We start from the raw sequence: 16,565 nt of genomic DNA, 5'->3' as shown, positions 1-16,565 counted from the left end.
AACGGCCTGCGCTAAGAGAGGCGCCATGAAAATCGCGAAGGACAGTGTCGTCTCCATCGACTTCAAGCTTCACCTCGGCGATGGAAAGCTCATTGACGAGAGCGAGCCGGGAGATCCGCTCGTCTACCTGCAGGGCCACGAGGAGGTCGTCCCCGGCCTGGAGAAGGCCCTGGAGGGCAAGGCGAAGGGAGACAGCCTGTCGGTCGTCATCCCCCCCGAGGACGGCTACGGGCCGCATGACCCCGAGGGCCTCGAGGAGGTCCCCCGTGACGAGTTCCCCGAAGGGCTGGAGCTCCAGGAGGGCGGCATCCTCACCGCCACGGACCCCGAGGGCGACGAGGTCGACCTGCTCGTGAAGGAGATCAAGGGCGACACCGTGGTGGTGGACTACAACCACCCGCTCGCCGGCAAGACGCTGCACTTCCAGCTGACCGTGGCCGACGTCCGCGCCGCCACGGCCGAGGAGCTGGAGCACGGCCACGCGCACGGCCCGGACAGCCACCACTGATTCGAATCCCCGGGGCCTTCGTGAGCCCCGGGCCCCACCTCCGCTCCCGCGAAGTCCTCTCGCGGGAGCGGCCCTTCCTCCCTGACGTGGACTAGCGCCCGCCCATCAGGTCCGAGTTGAAGGAGAAGCCCAGCAGCAGGTACGGCATCGCCTCCTGGCGGCTGGGGTGCTTCAGGTACCAGGCCACCATGCCCAGCACCGTGGGGCGGTTGAACATCGTGCCCTCGTCCGTGTTGAAGGCATACGAGACGACCGGACCCGCGCGCATGTGGCTGTTGTCCGCCTTCAAGGCGTCGGAGACACCCTGGTCCTCGGTGTACTGCGGCCACACGCCGCTGAAGCGCGCGCCCAGCATCCACCGGCCCGACAGGTAGACGACGTCCGAGTCGTTGGTGAAGACCCAGCCCTTGCCCGCGAGCAGCGAGTCGAGCATCGGGTCATAGAACGTCGTCTCGCCGTCGCGCAGCGACAGGTTCCAGTACTCGATGCTGAACTTGGTGCGCACCGCGATGGGGCCCACCTTCGCCTGCAGCGTCGGCTCCACCAGGAAGTGGTGGCCGCTGGTGCTGTAGGCCGCGTCCTCGCGCGCATCCAGCGCGTCATCCGAGAAGTCGTTCAGCGGGTTCGCGTACCCCTGCAGGAAGCCCATGGTCCCCAGGAAGTTCGTGTACTCGTAGCTCAGCCGCAGGTTGAACAGGGCGATCGGCTGGATCTCGAACATCGGCCCCACCTTCAACGAGGCGGGGTTCGCCTTGATGAGGGCCGCGGCGTTGACGAACGTGTCGCGCATCAGCACGGACTCGCTGTTGAACAGCCGCTTCTGGATGACCAGCCGGTTCTGCGTCTCCAACCCGATGGGGTTGACGCGGAACAGGTTGAAGCTGGTCATGTACAGCCGGACGTTGGGGATGGGGCGGGGTGGGGGGACCGGGGAGGGCTCGCTGGCGGGGGCGACCTCCGGGGTGTTCGTGGGCCCGGCCGTGGGAGCATCCGGCGGAGGCGTCGGCGTGGCCGCGGACTGCTGCGCGGCCGCGGGGGACACCAGACCCAGGCTCAAACAGAGCGTGCAGATGGACAGCGATAGACGCTTGAGCATCATCTCGACACTTCCTCGGGTGGGGGAGACCGCGGCGGGGAGGAACCGCGGCGGGTGCTTCAGGAACGACTGGGGGTTGCGGCGGGAGAGTCCTGCTCGTCCGCGTGGCGTCGCGTCACCGCGTAGCCGAACGCCGCGGCCGTGAAGTACATGATGATGCTGTAGATGGCCGGCGGGATGGCCATGGTGGCGTTGCCCAACAGCAGCGGGCTCATCGCAATCGTCATCGCGAGGATGCCGTTGTGGATGCCGATCTCCATGCCGATGGCCACCGCCTGACGCCGGGGGAGCCGGAACAGCAGCGGCGTCACGAAGCCCACGCCCATGCTCAACAGGTTGAAGCTCAGCGCCGCCAGGCCCACCTGCTGGAAGTACGCGCCGATGTTCTGGCGCTCCTGGTACACGGCCGCCGCGATGACCACCGCCAGGAACGCGGCGGACATGATGCGGATGGGCTTGTCCAGCTTGAGCGCCACCTGGGGCTTCCTCGAGCGCACCAGCATGCCGATGCTCACCGGCCCCAGCACGATGATGAAGACCTGCAGCACCTTGGCGAACTGCATGGGCACCGCCCGGTCCTCGCCCATGAAGTGGTTGAGCGAGAAGTTCACGATGAGCGGCAGCGTCACCAGCGTCAGCGCGCTGTTGACCGCCGTGAGCGTGATGTTCAGGGCCACGTCACCGCGGGCCAGGTGGCTGAAGAGGTTCGCCGTCGCGCCGCCGGGGGAGGCCGCCAGCAACATCAGCCCCACCGCCAGCTCCGGCCCCAGTCCGAAGGCATGGGCAATGAGCACACCGCCGGCGGGAAGCACCAGCATCTGGCACACGAGCCCCACGATCACCGCTCGCGGGTAGACGATGACGCGCTTGAAGTCCGCGAGCGTCAGCGACAGTCCCAGGCCGAGCATGATGACGGCCAACGACAGTGGAATCAGAACCGCGGTGAACACGTTTGACTGCATTCGCCCCCCGTCGATGTGCGGGCGCTCCTCGCCCGTCTCGCGGCAGATGTCTCAATGCAAACAAGCGTGGCGCAAATGGGTGTCTCGCTTCAAGCCACCCCTTGCGATTTGCATCCCGCACGTGAGCAGCGATGACGCCGGGCGTCATTGTTTGTCACGTCGATGGAAAGCTACACCTGTACGCGTGTTACCGGGCCCGCATGGGCGGTGTCATGGATTGCTCAGGGAGGGGGTCGCGTTCGCCTTCGTCGGCGCGAAGCGCAGGAAGAAGCTGTCGTCGTTCCAGCGCGGGCGCTCCGGGGCGTTGGCCACCGCGAGCGTCAGGTCCGCGAGCATGCGGACGAACTTCACGGCGCCCTCCTGGTGGATGGGCTGCGACAGGTCATCCGACGGCGCGTGGTAGTGGCGTGTGTACCAGCGTTTGAAGGTGCGCTCCTCGGCGGAGCCCGGCGCGTAGCCGAACTTGAAGGACAAGGCCGGCACGCCCTGGCGGATGAAGGAGTACTGGTCGCTGCGGATGAAGAGCAGCCGGTGGGGCTCCGGGTCCGGCATCGGCTTCACGCCGTGCCGGGAGGCGACCTGGGCCAGCGGCGTCGCGAGGTTGGACTCCTCCTGGCCGTACGCGACGACGCGCTCGAAGGCGAACAGCGGCAGGAACATGTCCAGGTTGAAGTTGGCGACCAGCGTGTCCGCGGGCACCGTGGGGCGCAGCGCGAAGTAGCGCGAGCCGAGCAGGCCCTTCTCCTCGCCCGTCACCAGCACGAACAGCACGGAGCGCCCCGGCTTCCGGGCCGTGAGCGCGCGCGCCACCTCCAGCACCGCGGCCACGCCCGTCGCGTTGTCCATGGCGCCGTTGTAGAGGTTGTCACCGTCCACGGGCTGGCCCACGCCCACGTGGTCCAGGTGCGCGGTGAGCACCACGTACTCGCCGGCCAGGGCCGGGTCGCTGCCCGGCAGCAGGCCCACCACGTTGGGCGACGTCGTGCGCGAGGACACACGCTCGGAGCTCGCCTTCAGGCGCGCGGGCAGCTCGAAGCGCGGCATCGGCTGGTTCGCGTTCGCCCGCTTCAGGAGGTCCTGGAACGAGTGCGGCGCGCCGGCGAACAGCTTCTGCGCGTGGGCCGCGTTGACGGTGACGCCCACTTTCAGGCCCGTGCTCTCATCCAGCGCCGGGTCCGCGAAGGTCATCGCCTTCTGGTGTCGCGACGCGGCGGTGCGCGACCACGGCGTCTCCTCCAGCTTCGGGTTGAGCAGCATCACCGTGCCGAGGGCGCCCGCCTTCTTCAGCGCCTTCGTGCGCTCGGCCTGCGAGCTGTGGTGCGCGCGCAGCGGGCCGGAGACGTGCGCCGGGCCGCCCTGGAGGTAGACGGCGATCTTCCCCTTCAAGTCCACGCCGGCCAGGTCGTCGTGGCCCGCCTCCGGGATGGACAGCCCGTGGCCCACGAAGACCATGGGCGCCTCCACCGAACCCGCCTCGCCCGAGCGCGGGGAGATGATGGCGTCCTGACCGATGACCAGCGGCGTGGCGCGGCCGTCGCGCACCAACGCCAGGCTCGACTTCGCCTCGACGAGCTGTCGGGAGACGAGCGGCACCTCCTGGAGGTAGCTGTCACCCACGCCGGGCTTCACCCCGAGCGCCGCCAGCTGCTCGGCCACGTAGGCCGCGGCCTTGCGGTGGCCCTCGCTGCCGGTGTCCCGCCCCTGCAGTGCGTCGTCCGCGAGGTGGCGGACATGGCCCCACCAGCGCTCCGCGTCGGACGGGGGCGCGGCGGGCTCGGCGCCGAGGGCCAGCGAGGGCAACAGGCACAACGTCGTCAGCAGGTGGGGTGTGCGCAAGGGCGGGCTCGTGGAAGAAGGGCTTCCCTGGCTCAACGCCCGGCCCCGCTCCTCATTTCCTTTCGTTCCCCGAGCGGCCGTCCTCTCCGGGACGCGTCACGCACACGGGGCGCGACAGCCGTGGCCAGGGTCGGCTAGGACGACGCCTCATGAGCCGCGTCCTGGACGAGCTGCTGGAGCTCCTCAAGCTGGAAGTCATCGAGGAAAACCTTTTTCGCGGAAAGAGCCAGGATCTGGGCTTCCGTCAGCTCTTCGGCGGACAGGTGCTGGGGCAGGCCCTGTCGGCGGCGAGCCAGACGGTGGAGACCGCGCGGCACGTGCACTCGCTGCACGGGTACTTCCTGCGGCCCGGCGACGCGAGCCAGCCCGTCGTCTACACGGTGGACCGGGTGCGCGACGGCGGCAGCATCAGCACGCGGCGCATCGTCGCCATCCAGAAGGGGCAGCCCATCTTCACGATGATGGCCTCCTTCCACGGCGACGAGCCCGGGTACGCGCACCAGTCGCCCATGCCGGCGGTGCCGCCTCCCGAGGCGCTGCCCACGGACCTGGAGCTGCTCAAGCGCCAGGTGGACCGCATCCCCGCGCGGCTGCGCGAGAAGATCCTCTGCGACAAGCCCATCGAGATGCGGCCGGTGGACTACATGGACCCGTTCCATCCGGTGCCGGGGGAGCCTCGCAAGGCCGTCTGGATTCGCGCGGACGGAGCGCTCCCGGAGGACCCGCAGGTGCACAAGTACGTGCTCGCGTACGCGTCCGACTTCAACCTCATCAGCACCGCGCTGCTGCCGCACGCGGCCAGCTTCTTCCAGCCCCACGTCATCGGCGCGAGCCTGGACCACGCCCTCTGGTTCCATGGGGACCTGAAGGTGAACGACTGGCTCCTGTACGTCATGGACAGCCCGTGGTCCGGCAACGCGCGCGGCCTGTCTCGCGGCTCCGTCTACACGCGCGAGGGAAGGCTCGTCGCGTCCGTGGCGCAGGAGGGACTGCTGCGCATCCTGAAGGGCGACAAGCCCACGTCGTGAGCGAAGGACGTCGCTGGCCGAGCAGCCCCAGGCGGGGCGGAAGGGGACGTGACGATGCGCGCGGTGGTGTATCAGCACGAGGAGCACGAGGGCGTCGGCCTGCTGGGACCCGCGTTGACGGAGGTGGGCTTCACGCTGGTCCACCGCTTCCGCGCCGTCCGGCACGAGGACGTGGACGCGGAGCTGGTGGTGGTGATGGGCGGCCCCATGGGCGTCTACGAAGCCGACCAGCACCCGTTCCTGCGCGACGAGAGCTCCATCCTCATGGAACGGCTGGCCCATGAGCGCCCGTGCCTGGGCATCTGCCTGGGCGCGCAGCTGCTCGCGGACGCGGCGGGCGCGGAGGTCTTCCCCGGCAAGAACGGCTTCGAGGTCGGCGTGGGCCCGGTGCGCTGGACGCCGGAGGCCCTGAAGGACGCCGTCATCACCGGCGCGCGCCCGCGCGGCACCGTGGCCCACTGGCATGGTGACACGTTCAAGGCCGTGCCCGGCGCGACGCTGCTCGCGTCCACGGACCGCTACACGCAGCAGGCCTTCCGGCTGGGCAGCTCCTACGGCTTCCAGTTCCACCTGGAGCTGACCGCGCGCGAGCTGGGACGCTGGTTCGAGCTGGGCGCCGAGGACCTCGCGCTGCGTCACAAGGACGTGACGCAGCTGGTGAGCCAGCTCCCCAGGCTCGAGGCCGCGGAGCCGGAGAACCGCGAGCTGCTGCAAAGACTCGCACGTCACTTCGCCCAGGCGGTTCGCTGAAGACATCGCTGACGCGAAGGGCTCGCGGTCACGTTGTACCCGGCGCAGCCTCGTCGTCCGCTTGGGGTTTCAGTGTTTCACGAATGAGCGGGGCTGAGCCTGGGTCAGGATGGCTCCGGGCGGGCAGGTGAGCGGAGGGAAGGTGAGGGGCCGTTCAGGTGTGGGGCTCACCGGCGACGTCTCATTCATGTATCGTCGACACATCCGCCGGCGGAGAGGGGGAAGTCTGTCTCGCCGATGCAGCGTGCGGACGCGTTGAGGTCGTGATGTGGCATTTCGGCATGGCGCTCCTGCTGCTCGGAGGACTTCCTCCGGACGGCGCCGCGCAGCTCGCGAAGGTGAGCCGGCTCCAGGCGGCGTTGCAGCGCGTGGCCGCGGATCCGGAGCTCGTTCAAGCCGTGCGGGCCCAGAACGCGCGCGGCCTGACGCTCGCCACCATCCGCGCGGAGGATGACGTCTGGCTGTCCACGCCGGCGCTCACGCCCTTCAAGCAGCGCGTGCTCGACGCGCGCTGCTCACGGGTGCTGGCGCGCCACCGCGAGGCCCTGGGCAGTCGGGTGGTGGCGGAGGCCTTCGCCATGGACCGGCTGGGCGCGCTGGTGGGCGCCACGCGCCGCACGTCCGACTACTGGCAGGGCGACGAGGAGAAGTTCCAGGTGCCGTTCCGCGAGGGACGCATGCTCGAGGAGAAGCCCTTCTTCGACGAGTCCTCCCAGGCCTACGTGGTCCAGGTGTCCCTGCCGGTCCGCGACGCGGGCCGCGTCATCGGCGCCGTCACCCTCTCGCTCTCCCTGCTCGACCTCTGAAGTCCCGCCGCCACCCCATGCGCCTCTTCGACGGACTCTCCCTTCGTACCCGACTGACGGTGGCCGTCGCCCTGCTCACGCTCGGGGCCCTGCTGCCCTTCAACCTGTTGGGCCGCGTCTTCGTCTTCAACAACCTCCAGGACCAGATCCACGCCACCCTGCGCGTGGAGGCCCAGGGCCTGAGAGACCTGGTGGAGAGCGCCCTGGTGGAGCGCGAGGCCAACGCGCGCTCCTGGTCCGAGGACGCCATCCTCCGCGGCGCGCTGCTGTTCGACACCTTCGAGAAGAGCGACGCGGTGCTCGTCTCCCTGGAGAAGCGCCACCCCTCGTTCGCGGGCCTGGTGCTCTTCACCGAGGACGGCCGCGCGGTGTCCGCCAGCGAGGAGAAGCTGCGACGCGCCTACGAGGGCCGCGAGAGCCAGGTGCGCGCCGCGCCCTGGTTCAAGGCCGCGCTCAACGGCACCCAGGACATCACCGGCTTCACGAAGGTGGACCCGTTCTTCGAGCGCACCGTGCTCCCGCTGGCCGTGCCCGTGCTCAGCCCCATCAGCGGCGCGCGCATCGGCGTGCTGCTGGCCGCCTACGAGTGGAGCCAGGTGGGCGAGGTGGTGGCGCCCGCGCTGGAGCGCTCCCGCGCCCGGGGCCAGAAGAGCTTCGCGCTGGAGGTGCTGGACGCGCAGGGCACCACGCTCTTCGACACGCACGAGCGGGACATCGCCCGGCCCGATGACGTCGTCAGCGTGGAGGCGGTCAACGCCAGCAGCGTGCGGGACGTGGGCGACGGCTGGCGCTTCGTGGCCACCGTGGACCCGGAGGACGCGTACGCGCCGCTGGCGGAGGCGGGCAGGGTGGCCGTGGGGCTGACGGCGCTGGCGCTCGTCGTGGCCGGCGTGGGCGGCTTCCTGCTCGCGCGCGGCGCCACTGGGCCCATCTCCCGGTTGAGCCAGGTGGTCACCCGCGTGGTGCGCGAGGGCGACCTCACCCAGCGCGTGGACGTCTCCACCCGGCGCGACGAGGTGGGGGAGCTCGCCTCCGCCTTCGCCCTGATGATGGAGCACCTGCGCGAGTCCACCCGCGGCCTGCAGGCGGGCACCAAGGTCCTCAGCCAGACGGTCTCCGAGCTCACCGCCGCCGCCGCCCAGCAGGAGCGCACGCTGACGAAGCAGGCCGCCGCCCTCCAGGAGACGCAGGTCACCGCGCAGGAGATCAAGCAGACCTCGCTGATGGCCGCCGAGCGCTCCCAGGCCGTGCTCGGCGTCACCGCCCGCGCCCGCGAGGTGGGCCAGGCCGGCGAGGCCACGGTCTCCGCCAGCCTCCAGGGCTTCGAGGAGCTGCGCGAGCAGGTGGGCGTCGTCGCCCGCAGCATCGCCGCGCTCAACGAGCGCACCCAGCAGATTGGCGGCATCACCCAGACGGTGAAGGACCTGGCCGACCAGTCCAACATGCTCGCCCTCAACGCGGCCATCGAGTCCGTGCGCTCGGGCGAGCACGGCAAGGGCTTCGGCGTGGTGGCGCGCGAGATCCGCAGCCTCGCCGACCAGTCGATCACCTCCACCGGCCGCGTGCGGGAGATCCTCGAGGACATCCGCCGCTCCATCCAGTCCACCGTCACCCAGGCCGAGCAGAGCCAGGGCAGCGCGGAGACGGGCCTCACCCAGGTGCGCGCCAGCGGCGACAGCCTCCGCGAGCTCACCGGCATCATCCAGGACAACGCCTCCGCCGCTCAGCAGATCGCCGCCGCCGTCACCCAGCAGAACGCCGGCGTGGCGCAGATCTTCACCGCCGTCACCGACCTGTCCCGGATGATGGAGGAGTCCATGCAAGGCCTTCAGGCCGCCCAGCGCATCACCGCCTCCCTGCGGGAGGTCGCCGCTCAGATGGACACCGTGGCGGCCACGTACCGCGTCTAGTCAAAGTCTTGCGGGAAACACTTTCAGTGCCAATCTAAAGCACTCTCCGTGCAAATCTGGATTATGCGCAACCCGGGGATTCCTTGGGCCAATCCCGGCCCCATGGAGTCCCCGTTTCGTTGGTCCTTCACGTGAAGGAGCACCGCAATGCGCAGCGTCGTGAAAGCCGCCGTATGCATGGCAGTGATGGCGACGTCCCAGGCGTGGGGCTTCAATCCCACGGACAACTCCCCCAAGGGCGCCCTGGCCTCCCAGGCGTTCTTCAAGCCCGAGCTGTCGTTGGCCAGCGGGCAGGTGCCCTTGTCCGAGGCCCTGCCGAAGCTGGGCCCTGACAGCAAGAAGGTCTGGGACGACTTCTTCGCCCGCAACGGGAACAACTTCGAGATCTACATCGACGTCGTGACGGGGACGGCCGCCAACATCCAGGGCGCCGTCCCGCTCATCCCCGGCAACGGGGTGGGCAACAAGCTGACCCTGGGGAGCCTGGGCCGGCAGCTGGGTCGCTCGGTCGACAAGGTGGACGGGGCCGTCGTGGCCGACCTCGTCTTCAAGTTCGTGGAGGCCAACCGCGCCGCGGTGGGCGTGGACCTGCTGCAGTTGGGCGAGGCCCGGGCGGATCAGATCACCCCGGACCTGTGGCAGGTCTCCATCCCGCAGCAGTACCAGGGCATCCCCGTGCGGTACGGGCGGCTGGCGGCCACCATCAGCCACGGCAACCTCATCCTCCTGGGCACCGAGTCCTGGGCGAACATCGGCGTGTCACCGATGCCGCTGGTGGACGCGGAGAAGGCCACGGTGCTCGCGCACGAGCGCTTCGGCCTGTACGAGAGCCCGGAGGGCATCTGGAAGGAGCCCACGCTGGAGGTGACGCCGGTGTCCGTGCCCAACGCGGGCTTCGGCCGGGGCATGACGCACCAGCTGGTGTGGACGTACGGCTTCACCACCACCGAGGGCCACGAGCGCTGGAAGGTCACCGTGGACGCGGCCACCGGTGACGTGCTCGCGCTCGAGGACGACAACCACTACTTCGACCAGTCCGTGACGGGCGGCGCCTACGTGTTCACCAACACGGGCATCCCCAACCCGTGCACGCCCGGCTCGTTCTGCGGCGCCCACCAGCCCAACTACCCCATGCCCTGGGCCAACGTGGGCACCGGCGTCTACACGGACGGCTACGGCGTCTACAACTACACCTCCGGCACGACGACCACCACGCTCAACGGCCGGTACATCCGCCTCTCCGACACCTGTGGCTCGCTCAGCGCGTCCGGCGCGGGCAACATCAACCTGGGCACCGGCACCGTGACCTGCCCGTCGCCGACGAGCGGCAACACGGCGGCGACCCGCAGCGCGTTCTACGAGCTCAACCGCATCAAGGAGCTGGCGCGCGGCTGGCTGCCCACCAACACCTGGCTGCAGGCGTCCATGACGGCCAACGTCAACATCCAGAGCACCTGCAACGCCTTCTGGAACGGCTCCACCGTGAACTTCTACCGCAGCGGCGGTGGCTGCCGGAACACGGGTGAGATTGCCGCCGTGTTCGACCACGAGTGGGGCCACGGCATGGATGACAACGACACGGCCGGCACGCTGAGCAACTCCAGCGAGGCCTACGCCGACATCGCGTCCATGTACCGCCTGCCGTTCAACCCGTCGGCCACGCCGACCTCCGGCCAGTCTCCGGCCTCGTGCGTGGGCTACGGCTTCTTCCAGACGCTCAACAACGGCTGCGGCATGACGGCCGATGGCACGGGCTACAACGTCAACGAGGCGCAGACGGGCGGGGCCTGGTGCGCGACCAACTGCTCGGGTGTCCGGGACGCCGACTACGCGGCCCACAACCCGCCCACGCCCACCACCCCGCAGAACTTCGTCTGCACGCGCTGCTCCAGCGGCACCGGCCCCTGCAGCCGTCAGGTGCACTGCGCCGCGTCCCCCGTGCGTCAGGCCGCGTGGGACTTCATCGCGCGGGACCTGCGCTCGGCGCCGTTCAACTACGACTGGAACACGGCGCAGAACATCGGCAACAAGGTGTTCTACCAGGGCAGCGGCAACATCGGCTCGTGGCACGCCTGCAACTGCACGGCGGGCACGTCCGACGGCTGCGCGGCCACCAACGGCTACAAGCAGTGGCTGGCGGCGGACGACGACAACGGCAACATCAACGATGGCACGCCGCACATGACGGCCATCTACAACGCGTTCAACCGCCACAACATCGCCTGTTCCACCCCGGCGCCGGTGAACAGCGGCTGTTCGGGCGGCCCCTCGGCGGCGCCCACCGTCACGGTGACGCCGGCCACGGGCCAGGTCTCCCTGAGCTGGAGCGCCGTCAGCGGCGCGACCCAGTACTGGGTGATGAAGTCGGACGGCATCAACGGCTGCCAGTACGGCAAGGCGCGCGTCGCCACCACCACGGCCACCAACTACGTGGACGGCGAGGTCCTCTCCGGCCACAACACCTGCTACTCCGTCGTCGCCGCGGGCAGCAGCGCCGCCTGCTACGGCGCGGCCAGCACCTGCACCTGCGTGAGCCCGCTGTAGTCCGGCGCTCACCCTGACCTCCGGCAAGGTGGGGCGCGCTCGCGCGGGGCGCTCCCACCGTCGCCCGGGGTCCTCCCGGCGGCCTCGCGCTCACGCGTGGGGCCGCCTTCTTCGTTCAGAGCTTCAGCTCCCACGTCTCGCTCATCAGGCCCTCGCCGAACATGGCGTGCGGCTGCTTGCCCACGAGCGTGAAGCCCGCGCGCTCGTACATGCGGCGCGCCGAGTGGAGCTGCTGCTCCGTCCACAGCCGCACCTTGCGGTAGCCGGCCTCGCGGGCGAACTGGAGACAGGCGTCCATCAGCTTCGTGCCGACGCCGTGGCCCCGGGCCGAGGGCTCCACGAGCAGCAGGCGCAGCTTCGCCACCGTCTTGGTGTCGCGCACCAGGAACACCGAGCCGACGGGGCGGCCGTTCAGCTCGGCGATCCAGCAGCGCTCCCGAGCCGGGTCCCGCTCCTGGATGAAGCGCGAGGTGATGCCGGCCACCAGCGCCTCGAAGCGCAGGTCCCAGCCGTACTCCTGGCTGTACAGGACGCCGTGGCGCTGGACGACCCAGCCCATGTCCCCGGGGCGGTGCTCGCGCAGGACGACGTGGGCCGGGGCGGCCTGGGTGGAGCGCTCGCCCAGGAGTTCCTCGATGGTCTGCATCGCGTCCAGGAGGCGCGGGCGCTCGTCGGCGCGCAGCGGGGAGAGCAGGGCGCGGATGGAGTCGTTGGAGCGGCTGTTGAGCCGGTGGTAGGTCTGCTCGCCCTTGTCGGTGAGCCGCACCAGGTGCTGGCGGGCGTCGAGCGCGGAGGGGACCTTCTCGATGAGGCCCTGGTTGCTGAAGTTGCGCAACAGCCGGCTCAGGTAGCCCGCGTCGAGCGCCAGCTCGCGGCTGAGCTCCGTCGCGGTGGGGGACTCGCGGTGGTACAGCTCGTAGATGACGCGCGCCTCGGTGAGCGAGAACTCGCTGTGGAGCAGGCCTTCGTCCAGCACGCCGATCTTCTGCGTGTAGAAGCGGTTGAAGTGCCGAACCGCCGCCACGGTGGGGTCACGTCGCATCGGTGCCATCCGCGTAGCATCGCCGATTCAGGGCCCCTGTGGGCGGGCCGCGTAGCGCTCCGCGAGCACCGAGCACACCAGGAGCTGGAGCTGGTGGTAGAACATCAGGGGCAGGACGATGAGCCCCAGGGCCGGGTGCGCGCCGAACAGGAGCCGCGCCATGGGCACGCCCGAGGCGAGCGTCTTCTTCGAGCCGCAGAACACCGCGGCGATCTCATCCTCCTTGTCGAAGCCCAGTCGCCGCGCGGCCTGGGTGCTCAGCGTCAGGACGATGACCAGGATGAGCGCCGCCCCTCCGAGCACCAGCGCCAGGGTGGCGCCGCCGTGGAGGCCGAAGATGCCGGAGGCCACCGAGTCGCAGAAGGACGCGTAGACGAGCACCAGGATGAACAGCCGGTCGATGCCGTTGGTGTACTTGCGATGGCGGGCGAACGTCGCGCCCAGGAGCGGCCGGGCCAGCTGTCCCAGGGCCAGGGGCAACAGCAGCAGCGCGGACAGCTTGAGGATGGCCTCGCCCATGGACAGGCGCGCCCCGGTGGTCTGCGCGAGCAGGCCGACGATGAGCGGGGTGAGGACGATGCCCAGGAGGCTGGACAGGCTCGCGTCGAAGATGGCGCCCGCCACGTTGCCCCGGGCCACGCCGGTCATCGCCACGGAAGAGGAGATGGTGGACGGCACGGCGCAGAGGAACAGGAAGCCGAGCGACACCTCGTCCGACACCCACCGGCCCACGGTGAGGTTGAGCACCATCCAGAGCGCGGGGAAGACGAGGAAGGTGAACGACTGCACCAGCACGTGCAGCCGCCACTGGAGGGCGCCGGCCTTGAGCTGGGAAGTGGGCATGCCCAGGCCGTGCAGGAAGAAGACCAGGAAGATGCCGACGTTGGTGACGACGTCGGCGTGCATCGCGCCGCCGGACCTGCCGAAGTCGGGGAAGAGGAGCGCGAGCCCCACGGCACCGAGCATCCCCAGGAGGAACCAGTCCCGCGACAGGCGCTTGATGAGGCGAAGAGACATGTGGGGGCTTGAATACTCCCGGACCCGGGAGACCTCCAGCCCTCCGTGTGTCACCCCCTCAGCGCTCGACGCGGAACTCCACCACCACGCCCGCGTGGTCGGACGGCCAGAGGCCCGCGGCGTTGCGGTCGTCCAGCTGGTTGCCGACGATGATGGCCGAGCGCACGTCGATGTCGTCGTCATCGTCGGCGAACAGCACCAGGTCGATGCGCTCGTCGAGCGCGGCCGTGGTGGTGTCGCTCACCGTCTCGCTGAAGCAGCAGGTGAAGCCGTCGCCGGTGCCCACGCGCGTCCAGGCATCGACCAGTCCGGTGTTCGCGCTGACGAGGGTGTCGTAGCCGGTGGTCACCGCGCCCGGGCCGGTGTTCATGTCGCCGACGACGATGAGCGGCCGCTTGTAGGTGTTGACGAGGGCGGCCAGCTCCGCGGCCTGGTTCTCGTTGCCGGGGCGGAGCGTCTCCAGGTGGGTGTTGACGAAGGTGAAGGGGACGCGGTTCAGCGTGGCGTCGAGCTTGGCATAGCCACGCGTGAAGCGGATGGACGCGCCGCCCACGGGGACGTCCTGGGCGAAGGCGAAGTTCGCGGTCTCCACGTTGGCGATCTGCACGTCGCCCCGCGCGAGGATGACGTCGCGGTCCGTCAGGCGGACATCGGTGAGGTCGGTGGCGTTGCCGGCGAGCGCCGCGGGGACCTCAGCGTCCGCGTTCTGGATGGTGGCGGCGACGCGGTAGCTCAGGCCCCGGGCCTGGAGTTCGGCCTGGAGGATGGCCAGGAAGTCGTACGTCACGGTGGTCGCGTTGGGCAGCGGGTTGTTGCTGAAGTCGCTCGGGCTCTGGGTGCGGAAGAGGGAGACCTCCTGCAGGCCGATGAGCGCGGGGTCGGTGGCCTGGATTTCATCCGCGATCAGCTTGGCGCGCGCGGCGAAGTCGGTGGCCTGGACCGTGGTGTAGATGCGCGCGGCGAGGGCGGGGATGTCCTGGGGGGCCTGGGCGGTGGCGAGCAGCTCGATGTTGCCGCCCAGGTAGATGTTGCGGGTCATCACCTTGAACTGCGCCTCGTCGGGCTCCAGCGAGTCATCGTCGCTGTCGTCGTTGCAGGCGGAGAGGAACAACGGGGCGCAAGCGAGGAGCGGTGCGAGGCGGAGCATGCGGAGTGGCGTCATGAGGGCCTGGGGCAGGGGTGGAGTGGCGCGATTTGCGCGCCGGTGCCCTGGCTCGGGCAATCGACCTGCCGGGCCCGCGTCGGCTCATGCACAGCCCCTCGCGGGGGAGTGTTCACATCCCTGCGGGACCCCGGCTGTAAGGCAGAGCGAGATGTTGGCCAGGAGCGGGCAGGTCGATTCGACGCAGGCCGGTGTCGCTCCAGGTGACGAAGCAGAACGCGTCGGACTCGAGGGGTCGGCCGAAGTCGAAGCTCGCGCGGGTGAAGCCCGTGTCGGTGGACTCCTTCACGGTGACGAGGAGGTCGCCCAACGTCAGTCGTGAGCCTGGAGGCGGAGGCACGTCGCGGTTGACCTGCTCCCAGAACCCCAGGTTGCGGGGTGTGCCGCGCACGATGAGGTCGAACGCGTGGGCGGAGGTCCGCTCGAGCACGTGGTCATGGGGTGCGGCGCTGAGCAGGCGGTAGTGCTGGGGGGCGCGGCCCTGGAGGGCCATGGCGGCGGGGACGTAGAGCGAGATGCTCGGGTCCGCGGCGGCGACCAGGACGAGGGTCCCCTTGCAAGGAGGCGCCTCGCGGGCGATGCGCCACTGCGCGTCGGCGAGGCGGCCCAGGGAGATGCCGAGTCCCACGCGGAACGCGGGGCCCAGGAGACAGTGGCCGAGGACGAGGGCGCTGACGGCCGTCCAGAGCAGCAATCGATGGCGACGGGGGCGCTGGGCTTCACGAGCGGCGGTCCAGCCGCGGAGGATGAGCGTCGCGATGAGGGCGCTGCCGGCGAGAAGCGGCACCATGAGGACCCGGCCGCCGATGATGCCGGCGGCGCCGGGGAGGGTGGCGGCGATGCCTCCGGGGATGAGCCAGTGGAGGGAGTGTTGCTCCTGTTCGGAGAGGAGCGGGCGGATGGCGCGGAACATCAACAGGACGAGGGCCGAGGTGAGGGCGCCCCAGGCCGCGAAGCCCGCGTGGGAGGCGGGGGTGCCCGCGGCGGCGTCGGAGGGGGTGGCCACGACGAGCTCGCCCATGAGGATGAAGACGCGCTGGAGGAGGGTGGCGAGGAAGTCGCCGGGAGCGGCGATGGGGTTGAGGTAGCCGCCGCTGCCGCGCGCGCCGTAGCCCTGGGTTGCGTAGAAGAGGAGATAGGCGATGACGAGGACCGCGTAGGGCGCGAGCCAGCGGACCCGTGTGCGGAGTGGGTCGCGCCGTCCGAACAGCTCGTAGGCGCCGAGGAGGGCGACGGCGCTCAGCGCGGCTTCGCCCGAGAGCAACGCGAGCGCGAGGGCGAGGGGCGCGAGGACACGACCGGGAGCCCAGCTGTCTTCACGGGCGCGCAGGTGCGCGGCGAGGGCGAGGAGGCCCAGCAGCGCGGAGACCAGGGGATGGCGGGCGGCGAGCCACGCGACGGGGAACAGGTGCGCGGCGGCGATGGCGTGGAGGACGGTGGCGAGCGCTGCGACGGGGGCGGGGAGGAGTCGTCGATGGAGCCAGCCCACCACGCTCACGAGACCAAGGAACCAGGCGAGGCTGTGCAGGTGGGCGGGGAGGGGAGCGTCGCCGAAGAGCCATTCATCGGCGGAGAGCAGGGCGCTCGGGATGGGGCGGAAGAAGCGAATGGACAACGTGTCCGAGGTCCACCAGGGGAGCAGCCCGGCTTCACGGAGTCTCTGTGGATCGGTGCGAGGTCCGCCCACGAACTCATAGAGCGTCAGGGGTCCCCAGTCGCCCAGCCCGGCGACCTGCCCGGAGAGGGCGAGACGGTGGACCAGGTCATCGAGCAGCAGTCCGACGCGAAGGGAGGGCAGGGAGACGAGGGTGCCCAGCGCGAGCGCCAGCAGGAGCGAACGGGGCCAGGTCCACCAGGAGTTCGCGCGAGGAGGGCTCTCCGCCATGGTGGACATCACCTTCGCG

At 70.0% G+C, this 16,565-nt stretch carries 13 protein-coding genes; 6 read left to right on the top strand and 7 right to left on the bottom strand.

From position 1 onward, the window contains the following. Positions 1-25 precede the first annotated feature (25 nt). The gene (locus OWM54_RS42285) at positions 26-508 is read left to right on the top strand and encodes an FKBP-type peptidyl-prolyl cis-trans isomerase (RefSeq protein ID WP_141333454.1); all 483 of its coding nucleotides are present in this window, start codon (positions 26-28) and stop codon (positions 506-508) included. 91 nt (positions 509-599) lie between these two features. Here OWM54_RS42285 and OWM54_RS42280 read toward each other — a convergent pair whose 3' ends face one another. The 3 genes from OWM54_RS42280 to OWM54_RS42270 form a co-directional block, all read right to left on the bottom strand. Beyond that, a complete protein-coding gene (locus OWM54_RS42280) occupies positions 600-1,607 on the bottom strand; it encodes a hypothetical protein (protein ID WP_223748602.1) in 1,008 nt (335 codons plus the stop codon). 56 nt (positions 1,608-1,663) lie between these two features. Further along, positions 1,664-2,554 carry a bile acid:sodium symporter family protein gene (locus OWM54_RS42275; protein WP_223748601.1) on the bottom strand — a complete coding sequence of 297 codons (891 nt, stop codon included), beginning with the start codon at positions 2,552-2,554 and terminating at the stop codon, positions 1,664-1,666. A gap of 222 nt (positions 2,555-2,776) precedes the next feature. After that, positions 2,777-4,402 carry a M28 family metallopeptidase gene (locus OWM54_RS42270; RefSeq protein ID WP_267701000.1) on the bottom strand — a complete coding sequence of 542 codons (1,626 nt, stop codon included), beginning with the start codon at positions 4,400-4,402 and terminating at the stop codon, positions 2,777-2,779. 149 nt (positions 4,403-4,551) lie between these two features. Here OWM54_RS42270 and tesB point away from each other — a divergent pair, with 149 nt between their 5' ends. The 5 genes from tesB (at position 4,552) to OWM54_RS42245 (ending at position 11,440) form a co-directional block, all read left to right on the top strand. Next, positions 4,552-5,430 (top strand): acyl-CoA thioesterase II, encoded by an 879-nt coding sequence (gene tesB, locus OWM54_RS42265; protein WP_223748599.1) that lies wholly within the window; start codon positions 4,552-4,554, stop codon positions 5,428-5,430. 54 nt (positions 5,431-5,484) lie between these two features. Further along, positions 5,485-6,180: a type 1 glutamine amidotransferase gene (locus OWM54_RS42260; protein WP_223748779.1), complete on the top strand. Its 696-nt coding sequence runs from the start codon at positions 5,485-5,487 to the stop codon at positions 6,178-6,180. A 266-nt stretch (positions 6,181-6,446) separates the two neighbouring features. Continuing rightward, positions 6,447-6,986: a PDC sensor domain-containing protein gene (locus tag OWM54_RS42255; protein WP_223783375.1), complete on the top strand. Its 540-nt coding sequence runs from the start codon at positions 6,447-6,449 to the stop codon at positions 6,984-6,986. A 17-nt stretch (positions 6,987-7,003) separates the two neighbouring features. Then, complete coding sequence (locus tag OWM54_RS42250) at positions 7,004-8,896, top strand: methyl-accepting chemotaxis protein (protein ID WP_267700999.1); 1,893 nt, start codon at positions 7,004-7,006, stop codon at positions 8,894-8,896. 177 nt (positions 8,897-9,073) lie between these two features. Beyond that, entirely contained in the window at positions 9,074-11,440 is a 2,367-nt protein-coding gene (locus OWM54_RS42245) for a hypothetical protein (RefSeq protein ID WP_407940328.1), read from the top strand. Between the two features lie 115 nt (positions 11,441-11,555). On the opposite strand, the gene OWM54_RS42240 is transcribed toward OWM54_RS42245, so the two are convergent. From OWM54_RS42240 to OWM54_RS42225, 4 genes are all read right to left on the bottom strand, one after another. Then, complete coding sequence (locus OWM54_RS42240; protein ID WP_267700998.1) at positions 11,556-12,482, bottom strand: bifunctional helix-turn-helix transcriptional regulator/GNAT family N-acetyltransferase; 927 nt, start codon at positions 12,480-12,482, stop codon at positions 11,556-11,558. A gap of 27 nt (positions 12,483-12,509) precedes the next feature. Then, the gene (locus OWM54_RS42235; RefSeq protein ID WP_223748595.1) at positions 12,510-13,499 is read right to left on the bottom strand and encodes a bile acid:sodium symporter family protein; all 990 of its coding nucleotides are present in this window, start codon (positions 13,497-13,499) and stop codon (positions 12,510-12,512) included. A gap of 58 nt (positions 13,500-13,557) precedes the next feature. Beyond that, entirely contained in the window at positions 13,558-14,646 is a 1,089-nt protein-coding gene (locus tag OWM54_RS42230; RefSeq protein WP_267700997.1) for an endonuclease, read from the bottom strand. Positions 14,647-14,773: 127 nt separating this feature from the next. After that, positions 14,774-16,546: a hypothetical protein gene (locus OWM54_RS42225; RefSeq protein WP_267700996.1), complete on the bottom strand. Its 1,773-nt coding sequence runs from the start codon at positions 16,544-16,546 to the stop codon at positions 14,774-14,776. Between the last annotated feature and the right edge of the window lie 19 nt (positions 16,547-16,565).

The organism is Myxococcus sp. MISCRS1, assembly GCF_026626605.1.
Lineage (GTDB): Bacteria > Myxococcota > Myxococcia > Myxococcales > Myxococcaceae > Myxococcus > Myxococcus fulvus.
Note: the sequence above shows the minus strand (reverse complement) of the source record. Positions and strands in the feature narration are given on the sequence as shown.

What these genes read in the sequence shown, in the direction of transcription:
- OWM54_RS42255 (WP_223783375.1), top strand. Translation starts at nt 6,447, where the DNA reads ATGTGGCATTTCGGCATGGCGCTCCTGCTGCTCGGAGGACTTCCTCCG.
- OWM54_RS42230 (WP_267700997.1), bottom strand. Translation starts at nt 14,646, where the DNA reads ATGCTCCGCCTCGCACCGCTCCTCGCTTGCGCCCCGTTGTTCCTCTCC.
- OWM54_RS42240 (WP_267700998.1), bottom strand. Translation starts at nt 12,482, where the DNA reads ATGCGACGTGACCCCACCGTGGCGGCGGTTCGGCACTTCAACCGCTTC.
- OWM54_RS42280 (WP_223748602.1), bottom strand. Translation starts at nt 1,607, where the DNA reads ATGATGCTCAAGCGTCTATCGCTGTCCATCTGCACGCTCTGTTTGAGC.
- OWM54_RS42225 (WP_267700996.1), bottom strand. Translation starts at nt 16,546, where the DNA reads ATGGCGGAGAGCCCTCCTCGCGCGAACTCCTGGTGGACCTGGCCCCGT.
- OWM54_RS42250 (WP_267700999.1), top strand. Translation starts at nt 7,004, where the DNA reads ATGCGCCTCTTCGACGGACTCTCCCTTCGTACCCGACTGACGGTGGCC.
- tesB (WP_223748599.1), top strand. Translation starts at nt 4,552, where the DNA reads ATGAGCCGCGTCCTGGACGAGCTGCTGGAGCTCCTCAAGCTGGAAGTC.
- OWM54_RS42260 (WP_223748779.1), top strand. Translation starts at nt 5,485, where the DNA reads ATGCGCGCGGTGGTGTATCAGCACGAGGAGCACGAGGGCGTCGGCCTG.
- OWM54_RS42285 (WP_141333454.1), top strand. Translation starts at nt 26, where the DNA reads ATGAAAATCGCGAAGGACAGTGTCGTCTCCATCGACTTCAAGCTTCAC.
- OWM54_RS42235 (WP_223748595.1), bottom strand. Translation starts at nt 13,499, where the DNA reads ATGTCTCTTCGCCTCATCAAGCGCCTGTCGCGGGACTGGTTCCTCCTG.
- OWM54_RS42245 (WP_407940328.1), top strand. Translation starts at nt 9,074, where the DNA reads ATGGCAGTGATGGCGACGTCCCAGGCGTGGGGCTTCAATCCCACGGAC.